Origin of the sequence: Mesorhizobium sp. B1-1-7, assembly GCF_006442705.1 — a bacterium.
Taxonomy (GTDB): domain Bacteria; phylum Pseudomonadota; class Alphaproteobacteria; order Rhizobiales; family Rhizobiaceae; genus Mesorhizobium; species Mesorhizobium opportunistum.
In genome coordinates this window covers 26,795-45,637 of sequence record NZ_VFWQ01000012.1, presented here as the reverse complement: position 1 = coordinate 45,637, position 18,843 = coordinate 26,795, and the positions used below count along the sequence as shown (strand labels likewise).

The 18,843-nt window shown below is 63.6% G+C and carries 15 protein-coding genes and 1 riboswitch; of the genes, 5 read left to right on the top strand and 10 right to left on the bottom strand.

The genetic code is table 11. The features are described 5' to 3' along the window. Positions 1-30: 30 nt before the first annotated feature. Positions 31-504, top strand: a complete 474-nt coding sequence (locus FJ978_RS21060) for a hypothetical protein (protein WP_140573684.1) — start codon at positions 31-33, stop codon at positions 502-504. A gap of 185 nt (positions 505-689) precedes the next feature. After that, the gene (locus tag FJ978_RS21055; protein ID WP_140573682.1) at positions 690-1,865 is read left to right on the top strand and encodes a GGDEF domain-containing protein; all 1,176 of its coding nucleotides are present in this window, start codon (positions 690-692) and stop codon (positions 1,863-1,865) included. On the opposite strand, the gene gcvP is transcribed toward FJ978_RS21055, so the two are convergent. The 3 genes from gcvP to gcvT are packed head-to-tail and all read right to left on the bottom strand — an operon-like array spanning position 1,866 to position 6,168. Then, a complete protein-coding gene (gcvP, locus tag FJ978_RS21050; protein ID WP_140573680.1) occupies positions 1,866-4,676 on the bottom strand; it encodes an aminomethyl-transferring glycine dehydrogenase in 2,811 nt (936 codons plus the stop codon). It lies immediately after the preceding gene. A gap of 17 nt (positions 4,677-4,693) precedes the next feature. Beyond that, the gene (gene gcvH / locus FJ978_RS21045) at positions 4,694-5,062 is read right to left on the bottom strand and encodes a glycine cleavage system protein GcvH (RefSeq protein ID WP_023763607.1); all 369 of its coding nucleotides are present in this window, start codon (positions 5,060-5,062) and stop codon (positions 4,694-4,696) included. A gap of 5 nt (positions 5,063-5,067) precedes the next feature. Next, positions 5,068-6,168 (bottom strand): glycine cleavage system aminomethyltransferase GcvT, encoded by a 1,101-nt coding sequence (gcvT, locus tag FJ978_RS21040; RefSeq protein WP_013895189.1) that lies wholly within the window; start codon positions 6,166-6,168, stop codon positions 5,068-5,070. A gap of 149 nt (positions 6,169-6,317) precedes the next feature. Continuing rightward, a riboswitch (glycine riboswitch) is annotated at positions 6,318-6,404 on the bottom strand. 173 nt (positions 6,405-6,577) lie between these two features. Here gcvT and FJ978_RS21035 point away from each other — a divergent pair. Then, the gene (locus FJ978_RS21035; protein ID WP_013895190.1) at positions 6,578-7,579 is read left to right on the top strand and encodes a hypothetical protein; all 1,002 of its coding nucleotides are present in this window, start codon (positions 6,578-6,580) and stop codon (positions 7,577-7,579) included. Here the strand turns inward: FJ978_RS21035 and FJ978_RS21030 are convergent. The 7 genes from FJ978_RS21030 to FJ978_RS21000 all read right to left on the bottom strand — a co-directional run bounded on the left by FJ978_RS21030 (position 7,576) and on the right by FJ978_RS21000 (position 12,787). Next, entirely contained in the window at positions 7,576-8,013 is a 438-nt protein-coding gene (locus tag FJ978_RS21030; protein WP_140573678.1) for a GNAT family N-acetyltransferase, read from the bottom strand. The two genes, FJ978_RS21035 and FJ978_RS21030, sit on opposite strands and share 4 nt — an antisense overlap. After that, positions 8,013-8,804, bottom strand: a complete 792-nt coding sequence (locus FJ978_RS21025) for a molybdopterin-binding protein (protein ID WP_140573676.1) — start codon at positions 8,802-8,804, stop codon at positions 8,013-8,015. Before FJ978_RS21025 ends, FJ978_RS21030 begins: the two co-directional genes overlap by 1 nt. Position 8,805: 1 nt before the next feature. Continuing rightward, positions 8,806-9,687 carry a cytochrome b/b6 domain-containing protein gene (locus FJ978_RS21020; protein WP_140573674.1) on the bottom strand — a complete coding sequence of 294 codons (882 nt, stop codon included), beginning with the start codon at positions 9,685-9,687 and terminating at the stop codon, positions 8,806-8,808. Between the two features lie 97 nt (positions 9,688-9,784). Next, positions 9,785-10,462: a DUF1345 domain-containing protein gene (locus FJ978_RS21015; protein WP_140573672.1), complete on the bottom strand. Its 678-nt coding sequence runs from the start codon at positions 10,460-10,462 to the stop codon at positions 9,785-9,787. Positions 10,463-10,492: 30 nt separating this feature from the next. Next, positions 10,493-10,960 carry a YaiI/YqxD family protein gene (locus FJ978_RS21010; protein ID WP_140573670.1) on the bottom strand — a complete coding sequence of 156 codons (468 nt, stop codon included), beginning with the start codon at positions 10,958-10,960 and terminating at the stop codon, positions 10,493-10,495. A gap of 63 nt (positions 10,961-11,023) precedes the next feature. Next, the gene (gene gfa / locus FJ978_RS21005; RefSeq protein ID WP_140573668.1) at positions 11,024-11,593 is read right to left on the bottom strand and encodes an S-(hydroxymethyl)glutathione synthase; all 570 of its coding nucleotides are present in this window, start codon (positions 11,591-11,593) and stop codon (positions 11,024-11,026) included. A gap of 66 nt (positions 11,594-11,659) precedes the next feature. After that, the gene (locus tag FJ978_RS21000) at positions 11,660-12,787 is read right to left on the bottom strand and encodes an S-(hydroxymethyl)glutathione dehydrogenase/class III alcohol dehydrogenase (protein WP_140573666.1); all 1,128 of its coding nucleotides are present in this window, start codon (positions 12,785-12,787) and stop codon (positions 11,660-11,662) included. A gap of 238 nt (positions 12,788-13,025) precedes the next feature. Between FJ978_RS21000 and FJ978_RS20995 the strand changes: the two genes are divergently transcribed. Next, entirely contained in the window at positions 13,026-15,038 is a 2,013-nt protein-coding gene (locus FJ978_RS20995; RefSeq protein ID WP_140573664.1) for an acetyl/propionyl/methylcrotonyl-CoA carboxylase subunit alpha, read from the top strand. A gap of 264 nt (positions 15,039-15,302) precedes the next feature. Continuing rightward, on the top strand, positions 15,303-18,830 hold the full coding sequence (dnaE, locus tag FJ978_RS20990) for a DNA polymerase III subunit alpha (RefSeq protein WP_140573662.1): 3,528 nt from the start codon (positions 15,303-15,305) through the stop codon (positions 18,828-18,830). The last annotated feature ends 13 nt before the right edge of the window (positions 18,831-18,843 follow it).

Below are 18,843 nucleotides of genomic sequence, written 5' to 3'. Positions count from 1 at the left end.
GACCCGGCAAATCGGGCGACGGGGCAGGGCATGCGTCAGACAAAATTTGCGGTGGTCGCCACGATGGCGGCCGTCCTGATGATCACCGGGTGCACGACGAACAACAACGTCGACACGACCAAGACCACCGCCATCCAACCGGCGGCGAAGGCCGTCGACACCTCCGACCTCGCGGAAGGCAAGGCGCAGTTTCGCGATGCCAATTATGGTCTGGCCGAACAGCATTTCCGCAAGGCCGTCGAACTGAAGGCCGACAATGCCGAGGCCTGGATGGGGCTCGCCGCTTCCTATGACGAACTCGGCCGCTTCGACTTCGCCGACCGCGCCTATGGCCAGCTGCTGAAGGTTGCCGGTCGCAAGCCGCAGATCGTCAACAATATGGGCTATTCGCAACTGTTGCGCGGCAACAGGAAGAAAGCCAGGGCACTGCTGCTCGAAGCCAAGGCCGGCATGGCCGACCCCACGGTCGTCGACGCCAATCTCGCTTTGCTGAACAAGGGCTGATGTTTCCTGCTCCGCGCCCGGCGTGGTGCGGTTTCGGGTCACATGGCTTCGGGACACATGGCATCGACGCTTTGTAAACCCTATCCGCAGGTTGGATCGAGAGATCGGCTGAAAACCATGTCCGAGGGCTGCCGCTGACCTAGAATGCGGCACAACCGCCGACGCTCGAGAGGCCTTCACCCGACATGCTGGACTTCAGTTCGCTCCTGCTCGCAGCCGCGCTGTCGGGCACTTGCCTCAGCGTTACCATGTTCGCGATCTGGTTTACCGCGCCGCGGGCCAGCTTCGTCCTGACGGTGGCGTGCGGCATTCTCGTGCTCGTCGCGCATGTGATCCTGTTCTGGCAGTACACCAGGGATCCCGACCCGGTGCTCTGCCAGACCGCGCTGGCGCTGCTCAGCCTGGGCTTCCTGATCATCTGCCTGTCGGCCATGCAATATCTCGGCGTCTCCGACTACGGACGTGCCGTCGTGCCGACGCTCTGCGCCATGGCCGTCTGTGCGGCGGTGACCTTCCTCGGTCTTAACGGCATCGGCTTCGTCATCACCTACGCGACGGTAACGGTGCTGCTCTCGGCGATCGGGGCCATGTTCTGGATCAACGGCAGCCACGACCGGCGGATCCTGCTGGTGGTCTCGTTCCTGAGCGGCACCTGTGCGGTGTCGTTTGCCCTTTGCGGCATGGTCTTGTTGGGCAAGGGGCAGTGGACGCTGGGGGCGGCGCCCGACAACTGGGCCGAACGTCTCAATTCCGTCGTCGCGGTGGCCTGCATGACCGGCCTCGGCGCCCTAACGCTTTCCCTTCACCATCTGCAGGCGCAGATCGAGCTGAAGGCCGAGACGATGACCGATCCGCTGACCGGGCTGATGAACCGCCGCGGGTTGACGTCACTCTATGGCGAGCGGACTTTCGGTCCGTTCATGGCGATCGTCATGTTCGACCTCGATCACTTCAAGAGGACGAACGATGTCTATGGGCACCCGGTCGGCGACCAGGTACTGTGCCGGTTCGCCGCCGTCATAAACAAGTACGCCAGGACTGGCGTCGATGCCTTTCGCCTGGGTGGCGAGGAGTTCGTAATCGTCATGTCGCGGATGACGGAAGAGCGGGCCTATGACCTCGCCAGCAGGATCGGCGTCGCCTTCGGCGCCGAGGTCGTTCCCACTCCGCTCGGTCCGTTGCGCAGCACGGTCAGCGGGGGCATCGGCTTTGGCGGGGCTGACGGCAGGTCGCTCGATGACGTGCTGGCCGAGGCGGACGCCGCGCTTTACGCCGCCAAGCGCGCCGGCCGCAATTGTGTCGTCAGCCGCAAAAGAATGAGCAAGGCCGAGCCGGTCAAGCCGGCCTTGCGCTCCGCGTAGTTATTCAGCCGCTCCCAAATAGTCCGACAGCGGCGGGCAGGAACAGACCAGGTTGCGGTCGCCGGCGACATTGTCGATGCGCGACACCGGTGGCCAGTACTTTGCCGCGGTGTCGGCGTCGCCCGCGGGATAGGCCGCTTCGAGCCGCGAATAGGGATGGGTCCACTGACCCGCCAGGGCCTCGGCGGCGGTGTGCGGTGCGTTGACCAGCGGATTGTCGGTCAGCGGCCATTCGCCCTTCGCCACTTTGGCAGCCTCGCCGGCGATGGCGATCATCGCCTCGCAGAAGCGGTCGAGTTCGCGCTTGGGCTCGGACTCCGTCGGCTCGACCATCAGCGTGCCGGCGACCGGGAACGACATGGTCGGCGCATGGAAACCATAGTCGATCAGCCGTTTGGCGATATCGTCGACACTGATGCCGGCGCTGTCCTTGAGCACGCGCGTGTCGAGGATGCATTCATGCGCGATGCGATCGTGCCGGCCCTTGTAGAGCAGCGGGTAATATGGCGCGAGCCGTGTCGCCACATAGTTGGCCGAGATGATGGCGGTCTCCGTCGCCTGCTTGAGGCCAGCGGCGCCCATCATGCGGATATACATCCAGGTGATCGGCAGGATGGAAGCGCTGCCGAACGGCGCGGCCGACACGGCGTGCGCCGAGCCTTCGGTGACGTGGCCCGGCAGATAGGGCTGCAAATGCGCCTTGACGCCGATCGGGCCGATGCCGGGACCGCCGCCGCCATGCGGGATGCAGAACGTCTTGTGCAGGTTCATGTGGCAGACGTCGGCGCCGATGTCGGCGGGGCGGGCCAGCGCGACCAGCGCGTTGAGGTTGGCGCCGTCGAAATAGACCTGGCCGCCATGTTCGTGGATGAGGGCGCAGAGATGGCGCGCGCCTTCTTCATAGACGCCATGCGTCGAGGGATAGGTGAACATCAGCGCGGCGAGATTCCTGGAATGCTCGTTGGCCTTGGCCCGCATATCGTCCATGTCGATGTTGCCGTCCTCCAGGCAGCGCACGACGACAACGCTCATGCCGGCCATCGCCGCGCTGGCCGGATTGGTGCCATGCGCGGAGGAAGGGATCAGGCAGACGGTGCGATGGCCTTCGCCGCGCGCACGGTGATAGGCGCGGATGGCGAGCAGGCCGGCATATTCGCCCTGGCTGCCGGCATTGGGCTGCAGGCTGACGGCGTCGAAGCCGGTGATCTCGGAGAGCCACCCTTCCAGCTCGCCGATCATGGCGCGATAGCCGGCCGAATGGCTGGCCGGCGCGAAGGGATGCAGATTGGCGATTTCAGGCCAGCTCACCGGCATCATTTCGGCCGCCGCGTTGAGCTTCATGGTGCAGGAACCGAGCGGGATCATGCTGCGGTCGAGCGCCAGGTCCTTGTCGGCCAACCGGCGCAACAAGCGCATCATGTCGGTCTCGGAGCGGTTCTCCTGGAAAACCGGCTGGGTGAGGAACTCCTTGCCGCGGGGCTTGCCGGGCATCGAGCCGGCTTCGGTGGCGCCTGGCTTGGCGCCGAACAGGGCGGCGATCGCCTCGAGATCCGCCTCGGTCGAGGTTTCGTCGAAGGCGATGCCGATGTGGTCGGCATCGACGACACGCAGCAACCGGCCACCCTTTTCAGCGGCGGCCGCGATCGAGCCTGCCTTGCCCTTCACTTCTGCCGTCACCGTGTCGAAGCGGCTGGAGCCGAGCACGGAGATGTTTGCTGCCTTGAGCCCCGCTGCGAGGCGGTTGGCGAACCCATGGATGCGTTCCGCGATCGCCTGCAGCCCGGCGGGGCCGTGCCAGATCGCATAGGCCGTCGCCATATTGGCGAGCAGCGCCTGCGCGGTGCAGATGTTGGAGGTCGCCTTGTCGCGGCGGATATGTTGTTCGCGGGTTTGCAGGGCAAGGCGGTAGCCGGGACGCCCCTTGCTGTCGGTCGACTGGCCGACCAGGCGGCCGGGCATCAAGCGGGTCAGCTTGTCGGAGACTGCGCAATAGGCGGCGTGCGGCCCGCCAAAGCCCATCGGCACGCCAAAGCGCTGCATCGGACCAACGGCAATGTCGGCGCCAAGCTTGGCCGGCGCGTCGGTCAGCGTCAGGCCGAGCGGGTCGGCGATGAAGACGACGATGGTGCCCATGGCGCGGGCCTTTTCGATCGCAGCCTTGTGGTCGCCATAGACGCCGAATGTGTCCGGCCAGGAGACGAGCAAGGCGGCTGTGTTGTCGTCGATCGTCTCGCCGTCGATCTCGATGCCGAGCGGTTCGGCGCGGGTGCGCACGACATCCAGCGTCTGTGGGTGCGGGGTGCCGGCAAGCGCCACCTTGGTGCGCTTGTCGCGGTGGTGGCGCAGTGCGATGCCGACCGCTTCGGCTACCGCCGTCGCCTCATCGAGCAGCGAGGCCGATGCCACCGGCAGGCCGGTCAATTCGGTGACCAGGGTCTGGAAATTGAACAGCATTTCCAGCCGGCCCTGGCTGATCTCGGCCTGGTAGGGCGTATACGCGGTGTACCAGGCCGGATTCTCGAACAAATTGCGCTGGATGACCGGGGGCACGTGCACGCCGTGATAACCGGTGCCGATGAAGCTCTTCAGCACCGTATTCTTGGCCATGATCGCCGACAATTCGGCCAGCGCTTCGGCCTCGCTGGCCGGTGCGGGCAGGGTGAGCGGCAGGTCGAGGCGGATCGACTGCGGCACGGCCTGGCTGATCAGCGTCTCGACGGAGGGAACGCCGATCACGGCAAGCATGGCTCTGACATCGTTGACATCAGGACCGATATGGCGGGCCGAGAAGGGGGTGAGTGCTGTGGTCATGGCAATACGTCCTGATATCAACCGATATGAGCTTTGTAGGCGGCCTCATCCATGAGGCTCGCGAGTTGGCCTTCGTCGGCGAGTTTCATCTTCCACAGCCAGCCCGCGCCAGTCGCCGCCGAGTTGACCAGCGACGGGTCGGACGACAGCGTGCCGTTGGCCTCGGTGATCTCGCCATCGACCGGCGCATAGACGTCGGAGGCCGCCTTGACGGATTCGACAACGACTGCGGTGTCACCCTTGGCGAGCTTGCGGCCGGCCTCGGGCAGTTCGACGAAAACGAGATCGCCGAGTTGCTCCTGCGCGTAGTCGGTGATGCCGACGGTGGCGACGCCGCCTTCGACGCGGAGCCATTCGTGATCGGTGGTGAAGTAGGTCGTTGCCATCGGGGTCATCCTTTGCGGTAGCGATGAGGGGTGAAGGGCAGGGAACTGATATCGACAGGGATTTTCGTGCCGCGCACGTCGGCGAAAAGCCGTGTCCCGGGCTTTGCCAGCGGTGTCGCGACATAGCCCATGGCGACGGGATGACCGGCCGAGGGGCCGAAACCACCCGATGTGACATGCCCGGCCGGATTGCCGTCGGCGTCAAAGAGTGCGGCGCCGGCGCGCACCGGCTGGCGGCCTTCCGGCTTCAGGCCGACGCGCTTTTGCGTGGGGCCTCGCTCCACGGCGGCGCGCAAGGCGTCGGCGCCGATGAAGGCGCCGGTCGCGCGGATCTCCTTGGGAATTGCCCACATCAGCGCGGCGGCGGCCGGATCGGTCTCCGGCGTGATATCCTGGCCATGCAAGCAAAGACCGGCTTCCAGCCGCAGGCTGTCGCGGGCGGCAAGACCGATCCACAGAACGCGCTCATCTTCGAGAAGCTTCGTGACCAAATCCCGCGCGTCTGTCACCGGCAGGCCGATCTCGAAACCGTCCTCGCCGGTATAGCCCGACCGGCTCATGAACCAGCTTTTGCGCGGTTCGACGCCGTGCATGAACAGCAGGGAGCCGGTCTCGATGCCGGCGCGGGACAGCACGGCCCAGGCCTCGGGCCCCTGGATGGCCAGGAAGACACGGTCGAGCGGCTCGACCGTCGCATCGAAATCCTTGGCAAGGTCACGCAGGTGCTTTTCATCGGCGACGGCATTGCCGGCATTGGCAACCACCATGAACCTGGCATCGCCGAGCCTGGTGATGATCAGATCGTCCAGAATGCCGCCGGCCTCGTTGAGGAAAAAGGACAGTTTGGACTGCGAGATCTCTAGCGCGCCCGCATCCAGCGGGCAGGCGCGGTCGAGCAGCGCCACCGCTTGCGGTCCGCTGACCTCGAACAGCTTCATGTGCGAGATGTCGAAGAGGCCGGCATGCTCGCGGGTGTGAAGATGCTCCTTCATGACGCCGGCCGGATAGGTCAGCGGCATGGACCAGCCGGCAAAGGCGCCAAAGCGCGCACCGGCCGCTGCATGGATGTCTTCGAGGGGAAGGTGTCTGCTGTCGTCGCCCGTCATGTCATCTCCAGAGTCGCACGCAATCGGCCGCGAATGGCGACCAGTCCGTGCCCCTCTGTCTGAAGCCTGAGAGACTCGCGCAGCCGGAACTCTGTCAGCGGCGCTTACACCTTCGGCGCGGGGGCAAGCCCCGACTTTCCAGAGTGTCTTTCCCGTCTACGGTTCTTTTGCCTGAGAGATTTCGGGCGATTTCCCCTTCGGCGGCAGCTCTCGCTGCTCTCTCCCGCAAACAGGTAGGACTCAAACCCTGAGCCCTCGACGCGCCATCCATAGCCCGTCGGCGACACCTTGTCACCTCCCAGCGACATGGTTCTGACAAGTCTTCGCTAACCACGCCGTTTGCCGGTTTCTCAAGACACTCCTGATATAGCAGGCGGATGTGACGCTTTGGGGCGGACGGGGACGACAGATGGGCGAATTGATCATGAGCGCGCCGGTGGCGGGGCTGACGTCGAAAAGTCGCATCACCGCGGAGGACGTAGCCATGCTGCGCCACGAAGTGTTCGGCGACGGTGTGGTGACGCGGGGCGAGGCAGAGGCACTCTTCGCGCTCGACGCGACGGCGAAGGACAAATGCCGGGAATGGCCTGAATTCTTCGTCGAGGCGGTCACCGACTACATCGTTCACCAGGAAAAGCCGTCCGGTTACATCTCGCAGGACAATGCCGACTGGCTGGTCCGCACGATCTCGCGTGACGGCATGGTCGACAGCCGGACCGAGCTCGAATTGCTGGTCCATGTGCTGGAAGAGGCGAAATCGTCGCCGAGCCGGCTTTGCGTCTATGCGCTGGAGCAGGTCGCGCATGCCGTCATCGACGGCAAGGGGCCGCTGATGCTGGGCGGCGCGCTGGTGCCCGGACTGATCGCCAAAGCGGAAGTCGAGCTGTTGCGCCGTATCCTTCATGCCCATGGCGGCGACGGCAACATCGCCATCACCCGTGCCGAGGCCGAGGTGCTGTTCCGGATCAATGAGCGGACTGCCCAGGCCAACAACGATCCCTCCTGGAACGATTTGTTCGTCAAGGCGATCGCCAATTTCGTCATGTGCTCGGCCGGCTACGAAGCCCCGACCCGTGACGTGGCGCTACGCCAGGAAACCTTCCTCGATCATGCCGACCTGCAAATCGGCGGGTTCTTCAGCCGCATGGTCTCCGGCGGCCTTGCCGGCATCATCGAAGCCTATCGCTCGCCGGATGACGTCGAGACAGAGTGGGAAGCCAGGAACAGGGCAGCCGAAGCACTCGCCCGCCGTGCCGAGACGATCGATGCCGGCGAAGCCAAATGGCTGGTCGAGCATATCGGCACCAACAGGCCTCTATACGAGAATGAACGCGCGCTGCTGACGCTGATCAAGCACGCCTCGCCGGAGATCCATCCGGCGTTGAAGCCGCTGCTCGACAAGGTGGCTTAGGCTGAGCCGTTCGCTGCGATCGTTTTGCAGAGGATGATGTTGGAATGGCCTTCAGGCCATCCTGCAAACTCGGCCATGCGCTCGAAGCCGGCCTTTTCGTATAGGCCCGGCGCCTGGAAGTCGTGGCTCGATACCCATATCCGTCGGGCGCCGCGAGCGGCGGCCTCCGTGACAAAAGCATTGATCAACTGCGTGGCGTAGCCGCGGCCTCGATGGGCCTCATCGATCCACATCAACTCGAGTTCCGACGTGCCTGCCCAGGAATAGCCGGCCACGACACCGATTGTTCGTCCGGCATCCTCGCGAATGACAAAGGCCAGTCCGCGGTCATCGTCACGGCCTGTGAGGCGCCGGTTCTCGTTGTGCAGATGGTGTTCCAGTGTACTCCATTCGGAGGACGACAGGTCGTGCTCCGCCTCCATCCGAATGGCCATCAAATCCCGCCATACCAGTCATAGCCATTGTCTTCCCAATAGCCGCCGCGCCCGCCGCCGATATTGGCGAAGCCGTCGACCAGTTCGATCTTGTAGAGATATTTCGGCATCTTGTAGCCGAGCTGGCGCTCGACGCGGACGCGCAGCGGTGCGCCGTTCTCGACCGGCAGCGGCTTGCCGTTGAGGCCATAGGCGAGGATCGTCTGCGGGTGGCGGGCATCGATGAGATCGATCGTGCCGTAATATTTGATGTCGCCGGACAGGCTGCGGTCGATCGTGTCGAGGCAATGGAACATGACGTAGCGCGCCTGCGGCTTGACCACGGCTTGGTCCAGCACCAGCGAAAGCGGCGTGCCTGTCCATTTGGCGATGCAGCTCCAGCCCTCGACGCAGTCATGGCGGGTGATCTGGGTACGGCTCGGCATGTTTTGAAGTTGCTCGCGCGTGAGCGACAGCGGCTTTTCGACGAGACCTGTCACTTCCAGGCGCCAGTCGGCGAAACTGTTGGCGAGCAGGCCCTTGTAGGTGTCGTCGTCCGGCGCCGTGACACCGTTCGGCCGCTGCGGCTGGCGGATGTCGGCTTCGGTGAATTCCGGCGCCAGCGCGTCGCGGCCGGCGAGCAGGCGCTGTGCGCGATATGTCAGGCCATTGGCGTTTTCGAGGAAGCTGCGCAGGCCGCTGCCGATGCTCAACTGGCTGTCGAAGGCATCGCAGCCCGACAGCATGATGCCGGAGGCGCCGAGGCCGGCAGCGGTGAGGAATTTGCGGCGGCTGATCTGGAACTTCGCCATGTCAGGCACTCCTCTCGTTGGGCTTGTCGTCATGCGCGGGAGGGTCGGTGCGGTACCAGCCGGTGATGATGGAGCGCAGTTCATTGATCGGGCCGGCGGCCAGGATCATCAGGATATGGACGACGAAGAAGCCAACCAGCAGCACCATGACTGTGAAATGGATGGTGCGTGCCGTCTGCCGGCCGCCGAGCAGGTCGTTGAGGAAGGGCAGCACCGAATTCATGCTGGGCGACATCGCCAGGCCGGTGATGATCATCAGCGGCAAGAGCACGAACAGCACACCGCCATAGGCCATCTTCTGCAAGGTGTTGTATTCGCGGGTGTGATGGAATTTGAGCTTCGCGTGGTCGATGATGTCCTTCGGCAGGCGCTTCAAATCATCGAGGCGCGGCGCGAGATCGCGGCGGATGTGGCCGTTGACGATGCTGGCGACCAGCCACACGATCAAGGTCGTGGTCAGTATCCAGGCAAAGAAGAAATGGATGACGCGGGCGGTACCGAGATCATAGTAGGACGGGATGGTCGCCCAGGATGGAAAGCCGCGTGCCGTCTCGTTGCCTGCTGGACCCGACCAGCCGAGCACGCCGGTCGTGTCAAAGCGATGCCCGAAGATTTCGGTGTAGCCGCGCGGGCCAGCGTTCGTGTTCTCGGCGCCGATTTCAAAGATGGTGTTGTTATAGCCGAAGCCCGACTGCTTGCCGATATAGAGCTGCGGGCGGGCATTGAAGATCTGCAGGCCGGAAAGCAGCATGAAAAACAGGGAGATGGCCCAGATCCAGTGCGTCAGCCGCGTCCAGCGCGACTGACGATAGATCAGTGTCTCTTCGCTGGACACGGGAGCGTCCGGCCCGGTGGCGGATTGGCTTCTGGCAACCGATTCCATCTTCGTCTCGTCTCCCGGCCTGGCGGCTTGGCGCGCGTGTCATTGTCCTCCTGATACGTCGCGATCCAAACCAATGTTTCATCCGATCACGGATTTATTACGGGCCGCCCAGGCTGACGGCAAGGTTGACGGCGGCTGCGACGATCACCGTGTTGAAGAAGAACGACAGGATCGAATGGACAAGCACGACACGGCGCATATGCGTCGTCGAAATGTTGGTGTCGGCGGTCTGTGCCGTCATGCCGATAACCGTTGAGAAGTAGAGGAAGTCCCAGCCTTCGGGTCGCTTGTCGCCTGGAAACAGCAGACCGCCGACCGGGATCTTCTTCTTGGTGCCGGCATCGACCTCGTCGCCGTCCATCCAGTAGACATGGGCATAGTGGAGCGCTGCCATGGCGTGGATGGTGAACCAGCCCAATGGGATCGACAGCAGCGCGAAAACGAGCTCGATCGAGTGGCCTCTGTCCTTCTGATTGATCAACAGGAACAACGAGATAATGGCTACAATGACGACGACGAGCGTTACAGCGAAGATGACCAGTACAGGCTGGTCGGTGTCGCGCGCATTCTTGCTCAGATACCTGCCGGTGAACTTTGGCATCTGGGAAACGACGAGAATGACGTAAGCGGCAAAGAATGCGTTGGCGCCGATCGAATAGGCGAGCTTGGCATGGAGCAGCAACGCCACGAGGAGCGCGAAGACACCGAAACACGCCGACGCCGCGAACAGCATGTGACGGTGGATGGGTTTCTCGACCGGGGTTTCGGCGGCCATGGCGGTCTCCACCTGGATGGCGCTTTGTTGCTAGCCCGGTGTGGCGGATTTCAGCGCGCGCCGCAAGATGCGGTCGAGTTCGCCGAGGAAGCGCGAACGGTCCTGTGGCGCGAAAGAGGCATTGTAGCCCTTGCTTTCGCCGGTCTCGCGCAGATGCTGCTTGAGGTCGCGCATCGCCACCGCCATCCCGATGGTTTCGGGCGTGAACGGGCGCCCGGTGGGCCCCAGCACATGCGCGCCGAGTGCCACGGCGCGGGCGGCAAGCGGAATGTCGGCTGTCACCACGATGTCGTTTGATTTCGCGTTTTCGACGATCCAGTCATCGGCGGCATCCGCCCCCTTGGAGACCACGACGTTGCGGATCATCGGATCCCGAGAGGGCCGCAAACCGCCATTGGAGACGTAAGTGACCACAACCCCAAGGCGTTCGGCGACCTTCTCCACCTCGGCCTTGACCGGGCAGGCGTCTGCGTCGACGTAGATAGCGGGCGCTGGCATTGTCTCTCCGAAATGAACAGGGGCCGGAAACATGTCCGGCCCCTGCCTCGAATCTTATGGCAATCAGGCCGGCAGAGCGCCGGATTTCTTAGCGGTCCAGGTGGCCATATAGTCCATCAGGCCGGGGTTGAGGCAATCATAGGGCTCAAGGCCGATCGACTTCAGCTGGCCGCGAATGCCGTCCATGCGGCTCGGATCGACGCCAGATTCGATGATCGAGGACACAAAGGCGGTGAAGCCCGGAGGCGACCAGCCATCCTCCTGGAAACGCTCGGGATGGATGAAGGACAGGCCCTTGAACGGATGATCGCGCTCGACCGGGCCATGCATGTGGACGCCGCAGCCGGTGCAGGCATGGCGCTGGATGAGCGCCGAGGGATCGACCACCTTCAGCTTGTCGCCGTTCTCGGTGACGGTGACATCGCCGGTGCCGGCAACCGCCACCACCGAGAACACCGCGCCTTCCGGCTTCCAGCATTTGGTGCAGCCACAGGCATGGTTGTGGGCGATCTGCCCCTTGACCTTCACCTTGACCGGATTGCTGGTGCAGGCGCAGACCAGCGTGCCGCCGGCAAAGCCAGCGCTTTCCTTCGGCAGGCCATTGTCGATTTTCGGATGCAGTTTTTCAGGCATTTTTTCTCCTCCCATGTTTCACCACCGAGGTCGCTTGCCGGCTGGCAGGCGACATGTGGCGTTGCTTCAGTAAACGACGACGCTGCGGATCGACTTGCCCTCATGCATGAGGTCGAAACCCTTGTTGATGTCCTCGAGCTTGAGCGTATGGGTGATCATAGGGTCGATCTGGATCTTGCCGTCCATGTACCAGTCGACGATCTTCGGCACATCGGTGCGGCCGCGTGCGCCGCCGAAGGCGGTGCCCATCCAGGTGCGGCCGGTGACCAGCTGGAATGGCCGTGTCGAGATCTCCTGGCCGGCGCCGGCGACGCCGATGACCACCGACTTGCCCCAGCCGCGATGCGAGGCCTCCAGCGCCTGACGCATGACCTTGGTGTTGCCGGTGCAGTCGAAGGTATAGTCGGCGCCGCCGATCTGGTCGGCGCCGCGCTTGGTCATGTTGACGAGGTAAGGCACGATGTCGCCGTCGATCTCCTTCGGATTGACGAAATGCGTCATGCCGAAGCGCTCGCCCCACTCCTTCTTGTCGTTGTTCAAATCGACGCCGATGATCATGTCGGCGCCGGCAAGCTTCAGGCCCTGGATGACATTGAGGCCGATGCCGCCGAGGCCGAAGACGACCGCGGTGGCGCCGATCTCGACCTTGGCCGTGTTGATGACGGCGCCGATGCCGGTGGTCACCCCGCAGCCGATGTAGCAGATCTTGTCGAAGGGAGCGTCCGGATTGACCTTTGCAACGGCGATCTCGGGCAAGACGGTGAAGTTGGAGAAAGTCGAGCAGCCCATATAGTGAAAGATCTTGTCCTTGCCGATCGAGAAGCGCGATGAGCCGTCCGGCATCAATCCTTGCCCCTGCGTGGCGCGGATGGCCGTGCACAGGTTCGTCTTCCTCGACAGGCAGGACGGGCACTGGCGGCATTCGGGCGTATAGAGCGGGATAACGTGGTCACCCTTCTTGACCGAGGTGACGCCTTTGCCGACATCGACGACGACGCCGGCGCCTTCATGGCCGAGGATGGCCGGGAACAGGCCTTCGGGATCGGCGCCCGACAGGGTGAACTCGTCGGTGTGGCAAATGCCGGTCGCCTTGATCTCGACCAGCACCTCGCCCTCGCGCGGACCGTCGAGGTCGACTTCCATGATCTCCAGCGGCTTTCCGGCGGCAACAGCGACTGCGGCGCGGGTTTTCATTGGGCAATTCCTCCAAAGGCTATTTTTGCACCCAAGCTTTCAGGTTTTGACCTGCTCATCAACCGTCAGATGAGACGAAATGTCGGCTTTCTTGACGCAGACAGCACATCCCTGAGCGCCCCGTCGCAACGCTGGAGGGCTTCGAGAGCGCGACCTGCGTGTCGCCCACCCCGGCACTTGAGAGATGGCCACATAATCCATAGAACTGAACCTTCGTCCGGAGGGGAATGTCGCGCGCATGTTCACGAAGATCCTGATCGCCAACCGTGGCGAGATTGCCTGCCGCGTCATCAAGACGGCGCGCAAGATGGGCATTGCCACGGTCGCCGTCTATTCCGATGCCGATCGCGACGCCGTGCATGTCGAGATGGCAGACGAGGCGGTGCATATCGGGCCGTCACCCGCCGCGCAAAGCTATCTCGTGCCTGAAAAGATCATCGCCGCCTGCAAGGAAACGGGCGCTCAGGCCGTGCATCCCGGCTACGGCTTCCTCTCGGAACGCGCTGCCTTCTGCGAAGCGTTGGAAGCGGAAGGCATCGTCTTCATCGGCCCGAAACCCAAAGCCATCAAGGCGATGGGCGACAAGATCGAATCAAAGAAGTTCGCCAACGCCGCCAAGGTTTCAACGGTCCCCGGCTGGCTCGGCGTCATCGAGAATGCCGACCATGCGGAAAAAATCGCCGGCGAGATCGGCTATCCCGTGATGATCAAGGCCTCGGCCGGCGGCGGCGGCAAGGGTATGCGCATCGCCTGGGACCGGACGGAAGTGCGCGATGGTTTTGACCGGGCACGCTCGGAGGCCAAGAGTTCGTTCGGCGACGACCGGGTGTTCATCGAAAAATTCGTCGTCGATCCGCGCCATATCGAGATCCAGGTGCTGGCCGACGCGCATGGCAACGCACTCTATCTCGGCGAGCGCGAATGTTCGATCCAGCGCCGCAACCAGAAGGTCGCCGAGGAGGCGCCGTCGCCGTTCCTCGACGCCAAGACCAGAAAGGCGATGGGCGAGCAGTCGGTGGCATTGGCCAAGGCGGTCGACTACCAGAGCGCCGGTACAGTCGAGTTCATCGTCGACAAGGACAAGAACTTCTATTTCCTTGAAATGAATACGCGATTGCAGGTCGAGCATCCGGTGACGGAGCTGGTCACCGGCATCGACCTGGTCGAGCAGATGATCCGCGTCGCCGCCGGCGAGAAACTTGCCTTGAGGCAAGGCGACATCAAGCTGAATGGCTGGGCAATCGAAAGCCGGCTCTACGCCGAGGACCCGTACCGCAACTTCCTGCCTTCGATCGGCCGGCTGACGCGCTATCGGCCGCCGGAGGAGGGGAAATTCGGCGACATCGTCATCCGTAACGACACCGGCGTCACCGAAGGCTCGGAGATTTCGATGTTCTACGATCCGATGCTCGCCAAGCTGTGCACCTGGGCGCCGACGCGGCTCGCGGCGATCGACGCCATGTCGGAAGCGCTCGACAGCTTCGTGGTCGACGGCATCGAGCACAACATTCCGTTCCTGGCCGCCCTGATGCAGCATCCGCGCTGGCGGGAAGGGGCGATATCGACTGGCTTCATCGCCGAGGAATATCCCGACGGGTTTGCACCCGTGGTGCCGAACAGCGAAGAAAAGGCGGTGCTGGCCTCGATCGTCACCGCGGTGGAGTTGTTGCGCCGCGACCGGCTCGACCGGCTGGGAGGGCGGCTGGCACCGCATTCGGGGGCGCTCAAGCGCGACTGGGTGGTGAAGATCGGCGAGGAGTATCTCCAAGCATCCATCCTCGAAGGCATGATTTCGATCCCTATGGAAATCGACCTGTCGATCGACGGCGGCAAGGCGCTGACGGTGTCTTCCGACTGGCGGCCGGGCGACCTGATCTGGCGCGGCACGGTCGGCAAACAGAAAGTCGCAGCCCAGATCCGGCCCGTCGCCAATGGCCATCGCGTCGCCTGGAAGGGCATGTCGGTGACGGCGCGCGCCATGCTGCCACGCACGGCCGAACTCGAAAGACTGATGCCGGAGAAAGTGGCGCCGGACACATCGAAACTGCTGCTCTGCCCAATGCCCGGCCTTGTCGTGTCGATCGCCGTTGCCGAAGGCCAGGAGGTCAAGACCGGCGAGACTTTGGCGGTGGTCGAGGCGATGAAGATGGAAAACGTGCTGCGCGCCGAGCGCGATCTCGTCGTGTCGAAGCTCAACGCCAAGCCGGGCGATAGCCTGGCGGTGGATGCGGTGATCATGGAATTCGCCTGAGAGATTGTTTGGAAATTCTACTCTCGCGGTCATCTGAAGGCGTTTTCTGCGCTTCCGGTGCTCATGGACCCAAATGTCCATTCCGCTCCGGTTCTCGAAACCACCATCATATGACTCGCCAGAGCGAAATTCGAAACAATCTCTGCGTGGGTCGGGCAGGGCAAAGGAAGCCTGTGGCCGGCGGTCGTTTGTGCTGGACTGGTATCGCGCTGTCCCGGACAATACATCTCCATCGACTCAAAACCTTAGGCAGCACGAGAAACCATGGCGGATGAGAGACTTCCACGCGACCCCCTGAAGCGCGAAGCCGCGATTGCGGCCGCACGGCCGGAGGTGCCGGCGCGGCCGTTCGTCCATCTGCGCGTGCATTCGGCCTATTCCCTGCTTGAAGGCGCGCTTCAGATCGGCAAGATCGTCGGTCACGCCGTGAAGGACGAAGCGCCGGCCATCGCCGTCACCGACACCAACAATCTGTTCGGCGCGCTCGAATTTGCGCAGAGGGCGGTCAAGGACGGTATCCAGCCGATCATCGGCTGTCAGGTCGCGCTCGCCTTTTCCGGAGAGAACAGCGACGGCCAGCGCGACCGCCGGCGGCAGGGTCCGGAGATGCGGCCGGTCGTGCTGCTCGCCGCGACCGAAGCCGGCTATTCCAATCTGGTCCGGCTTGTCAGCGGCGTCTACCTGGAAACACCGCCCGGCGAGGCTGTACACCTGACCACCGAGACGCTGGCCGGGCAGACCGACGGGCTGATCTGCCTCAGCGGCGGGCCGCGCGGCCCGATCGGCAATGCGTTGAAAGAGGATCGCCGCGACCTGGCCGAGACGCGGCTAGTGACCCTGAAAACGCTGTTCGGCGACCGTCTCTATGTCGAGCTGGACCGGGTTGCCGGCTATGACAGGGTCATCGAGCACTCGACGATCGAGCTCGCCTACGCGCACGAACTTCCGCTTGTCGCCACCAACGAGGCCTTTTTCTCCTCGCGCGACGATTATGAGGCGCACGACGCGCTGATTGCGATCGCCGAGGGCTCGGTGGTCGCCGTCGACACCCGCCGCCGGCTGTCGCCGGACAATTTCCTGCGCAGCCAGGCCGACATGGCAAAGCTGTTCGCCGACCTGCCGGAAGCGATCGACAACACGGTTGAGATCGCGCTGCGCTGTTCCTATTATCCAAAAACCCGCAGTCCGATCCTGCCGCGCTTCACCGGCGGCGATACCACCGACAAGGACGCCGCCGAAAAGGCCGAGGCCGAGGAATTGGCCCGCCAGGCGCGCGAGGGGTTGGACGCGCGGCTCGCCCTGCACGGTCCGACGCCGGGCTACACGGTCGAACAGTACCGCGAGCGGCTCGAATTCGAGCTCGGCATCATCGAGAAGATGAAATTCCCGGGCTATTTCCTGATCGTTGCCGACTTCATCAAATGGGCCAAGGCGCAAGGCATTCCGGTCGGGCCGGGCCGTGGGTCGGGCGCCGGCTCGCTTGTCGCCTATTCGACGACCATCACCGACATCGATCCGTTGCGCTTCTCGCTGCTGTTCGAGCGCTTCCTCAATCCGGACCGCGTGTCGATGCCCGACTTCGACATCGACTTCTGCCAGGATCGCCGCGAGGAGGTGATCCGTTACGTCCAGCAGAAATACGGCCGCGACCAGGTTGGCCAGATCATCACCTTCGGTACGCTGCAGGCCCGCGCGGTGCTGCGCGACGTCGGCCGCGTGCTGCAGATGCCTTATGGCCAGGTCGACAAGCTGTCCAAGATGGTGCCGCAGAACCCGGCCAATCCGGTGAAACTCGCCGATGCCATAGCCAACGAACCTCGCTTCGCCGAAGAAGCCGAGAAGGAGCCGATCGTCCAGACGCTGCTCGACATGGCGCAGAAGCTGGAGGGTCTCTATCGCCACGCCTCGACCCACGCCGCCGGCATCGTCATCGGTGACAGGCCTTTGTCGGAGCTGGTGCCGATGTACCGCGATCCGCGCTCGGACATGCCGGTCACCCAGTTCAACATGAAATATGTCGAGCAGGCCGGGCTGGTGAAGTTCGACTTCCTCGGCCTGAAAACGCTGACGGTGCTGGAGACGGCGGTGAAACTGATCCGCCGCCGCGGTATCGACATCGACCTGGCGACAATCCCGCTTGACGATCCCGACACCTACTCCATGCTGTCGCGCGGCGAGGTGGTCGGCGTGTTCCAGGTGGAAAGCGCGGGCATGCGCAAGGCGCTGATCGGCATGCGGCCCGACTGCATCGAGGACATCATCGCCCTGGTCGCGCTCTACCGGCCAGGCCCGATGGAGAACATCCCGACCTACAACGCCAGAAAGCATGGCGAGGAGGAGATGGCGTCGATCCACCCCAAGATCGACCATCTGGTGAAGGAGACGCAAGGCGTCATCGTCTACCAGGAACAGGTCATGCAGATCGCGCAGGAGCTGTCAGGCTATTCGCTCGGCGAAGCCGACCTTCTGCGCCGCGCCATGGGCAAGAAGATCCGCGCCGAGATGGACAAGCAGCGCGAGCGCTTCGTCTCCGGCGCGGTCGAGCGCGGCGTGGCAAAACCGCAAGCCGACTTCATTTTCGACCTGCTGGCCAAGTTCGCCGACTATGGTTTCAACAAGTCGCACGCCGCCGCCTACGCCGTCGTGTCGTACCAGACCGCCTATCTGAAGGCGCATTATCCGGTCGAGTTCCTGGCGGCATCGATGACGCTTGACATGGGCAACACCGACAAGCTCGCCGACTTCCGCCAGGATGCGCTGCGCCTGGGCATCGAGGTTCTGGCGCCGTCGGTGATGACCAGCTTCCGCGCTTTCGAGGTCGGCGAGAACCGCATCTATTATTCGATGGCCGCGCTCAAGGGCGTCGGCGACGCGGCGGTCGAACACATCGTTGCCGTGCGCGGCGAAAAACCGTTCAAGAACCTTGCCGATTTCTGCGAGCGGGTCGATCCCAAGATCGTCGGCAAGCGGGTCTTCGAAAGCCTGATCATGGCCGGCGCGCTCGATTGTTTCGGCCACGACCGTGCAGCGATGCTGGCCGGCGTCGAACGGATGATGGGGCTGGCCTCGCTTGCCCAGCAGAACGCCGTTTCAGGCCAGGCCGATATTTTCGGCGCCTCGCTCGGCGCGCAGTCGCAGGCGCTCAACCTGCCGGCGACGGATCCGTGGCTCGCCGCCGACCGCCTGCACCGCGAATTCCAGGTTGTCGGCTTCTATCTTTCGGCCCATCCGCTCGACGAATACAAGGCTGCCTTGCAGAAGATGCGGGTGCAGAACTGGGCCGAGTTTTCGGCGGCCGTCAAGCGTGGCGCCACCGCCGGCCGGCTTGCCGGCACGGTGACCAGCAAGCAGGAGCGCAAGACGCGCACCGGCAACAAGATGGGCGTGGTGGCCTTCTCTGATACGTCAGGCCAATACGAGGCCGTGCTGTTTTCGGAAGGGCTGGCGCAATATCGCGACCTCCTGGAAGCCGGCCGCTCCGTCGTCATCACGGTCGCGGCGGAGGACAGGCCCGAAGGCGTCAATTTGCGCATTAATTCCGTGCAGTCCCTGGAGGACGAGGCAAGCCGCATCCAGAAGGCGCTGCGCATTTTCGTCAGGAACGATGGGCCGGCCTCGATGATCCAGTCCCAGCTCACCCAGCGCGGCGAAAGCCAGGTGAGCATCATCGTCATCAAGGACGAGGCGCAGGGCGAGGTCGAGATTGCCTTGCAGGGCGGCTACCGCGTCTCGCCGCAGATCGCCTCGGCGATGCGCGCCGTGCCCGGCGTGGTCGAAGTGGAGCTGGTGTGATCGCCGCCTTTGC

Bases quoted from the DNA above. Each gene is read 5' to 3' on its own strand.
- FJ978_RS21000 (WP_140573666.1), bottom strand. From the start codon at position 12,787: ATGAAAACCCGCGCCGCAGTCGCTGTTGCCGCCGGAAAGCCGCTGGAG.
- FJ978_RS21030 (WP_140573678.1), bottom strand. From the start codon at position 8,013: ATGGCCATTCGGATGGAGGCGGAGCACGACCTGTCGTCCTCCGAATGG.
- FJ978_RS21015 (WP_140573672.1), bottom strand. From the start codon at position 10,462: ATGGCCGCCGAAACCCCGGTCGAGAAACCCATCCACCGTCACATGCTG.
- FJ978_RS21055 (WP_140573682.1), top strand. From the start codon at position 690: ATGCTGGACTTCAGTTCGCTCCTGCTCGCAGCCGCGCTGTCGGGCACT.
- dnaE (WP_140573662.1), top strand. From the start codon at position 15,303: ATGGCGGATGAGAGACTTCCACGCGACCCCCTGAAGCGCGAAGCCGCG.
- FJ978_RS21025 (WP_140573676.1), bottom strand. From the start codon at position 8,804: ATGGCGAAGTTCCAGATCAGCCGCCGCAAATTCCTCACCGCTGCCGGC.
- FJ978_RS21020 (WP_140573674.1), bottom strand. From the start codon at position 9,687: ATGGAATCGGTTGCCAGAAGCCAATCCGCCACCGGGCCGGACGCTCCC.
- gcvT (WP_013895189.1), bottom strand. From the start codon at position 6,168: ATGACGGGCGACGACAGCAGACACCTTCCCCTCGAAGACATCCATGCA.
- gfa (WP_140573668.1), bottom strand. From the start codon at position 11,593: ATGCCTGAAAAACTGCATCCGAAAATCGACAATGGCCTGCCGAAGGAA.
- gcvH (WP_023763607.1), bottom strand. From the start codon at position 5,062: ATGGCAACGACCTACTTCACCACCGATCACGAATGGCTCCGCGTCGAA.
- FJ978_RS20995 (WP_140573664.1), top strand. From the start codon at position 13,026: ATGTTCACGAAGATCCTGATCGCCAACCGTGGCGAGATTGCCTGCCGC.
- FJ978_RS21010 (WP_140573670.1), bottom strand. From the start codon at position 10,960: ATGCCAGCGCCCGCTATCTACGTCGACGCAGACGCCTGCCCGGTCAAG.
- gcvP (WP_140573680.1), bottom strand. From the start codon at position 4,676: ATGACCACAGCACTCACCCCCTTCTCGGCCCGCCATATCGGTCCTGAT.
- FJ978_RS21060 (WP_140573684.1), top strand. From the start codon at position 31: ATGCGTCAGACAAAATTTGCGGTGGTCGCCACGATGGCGGCCGTCCTG.
- FJ978_RS21035 (WP_013895190.1), top strand. From the start codon at position 6,578: ATGGGCGAATTGATCATGAGCGCGCCGGTGGCGGGGCTGACGTCGAAA.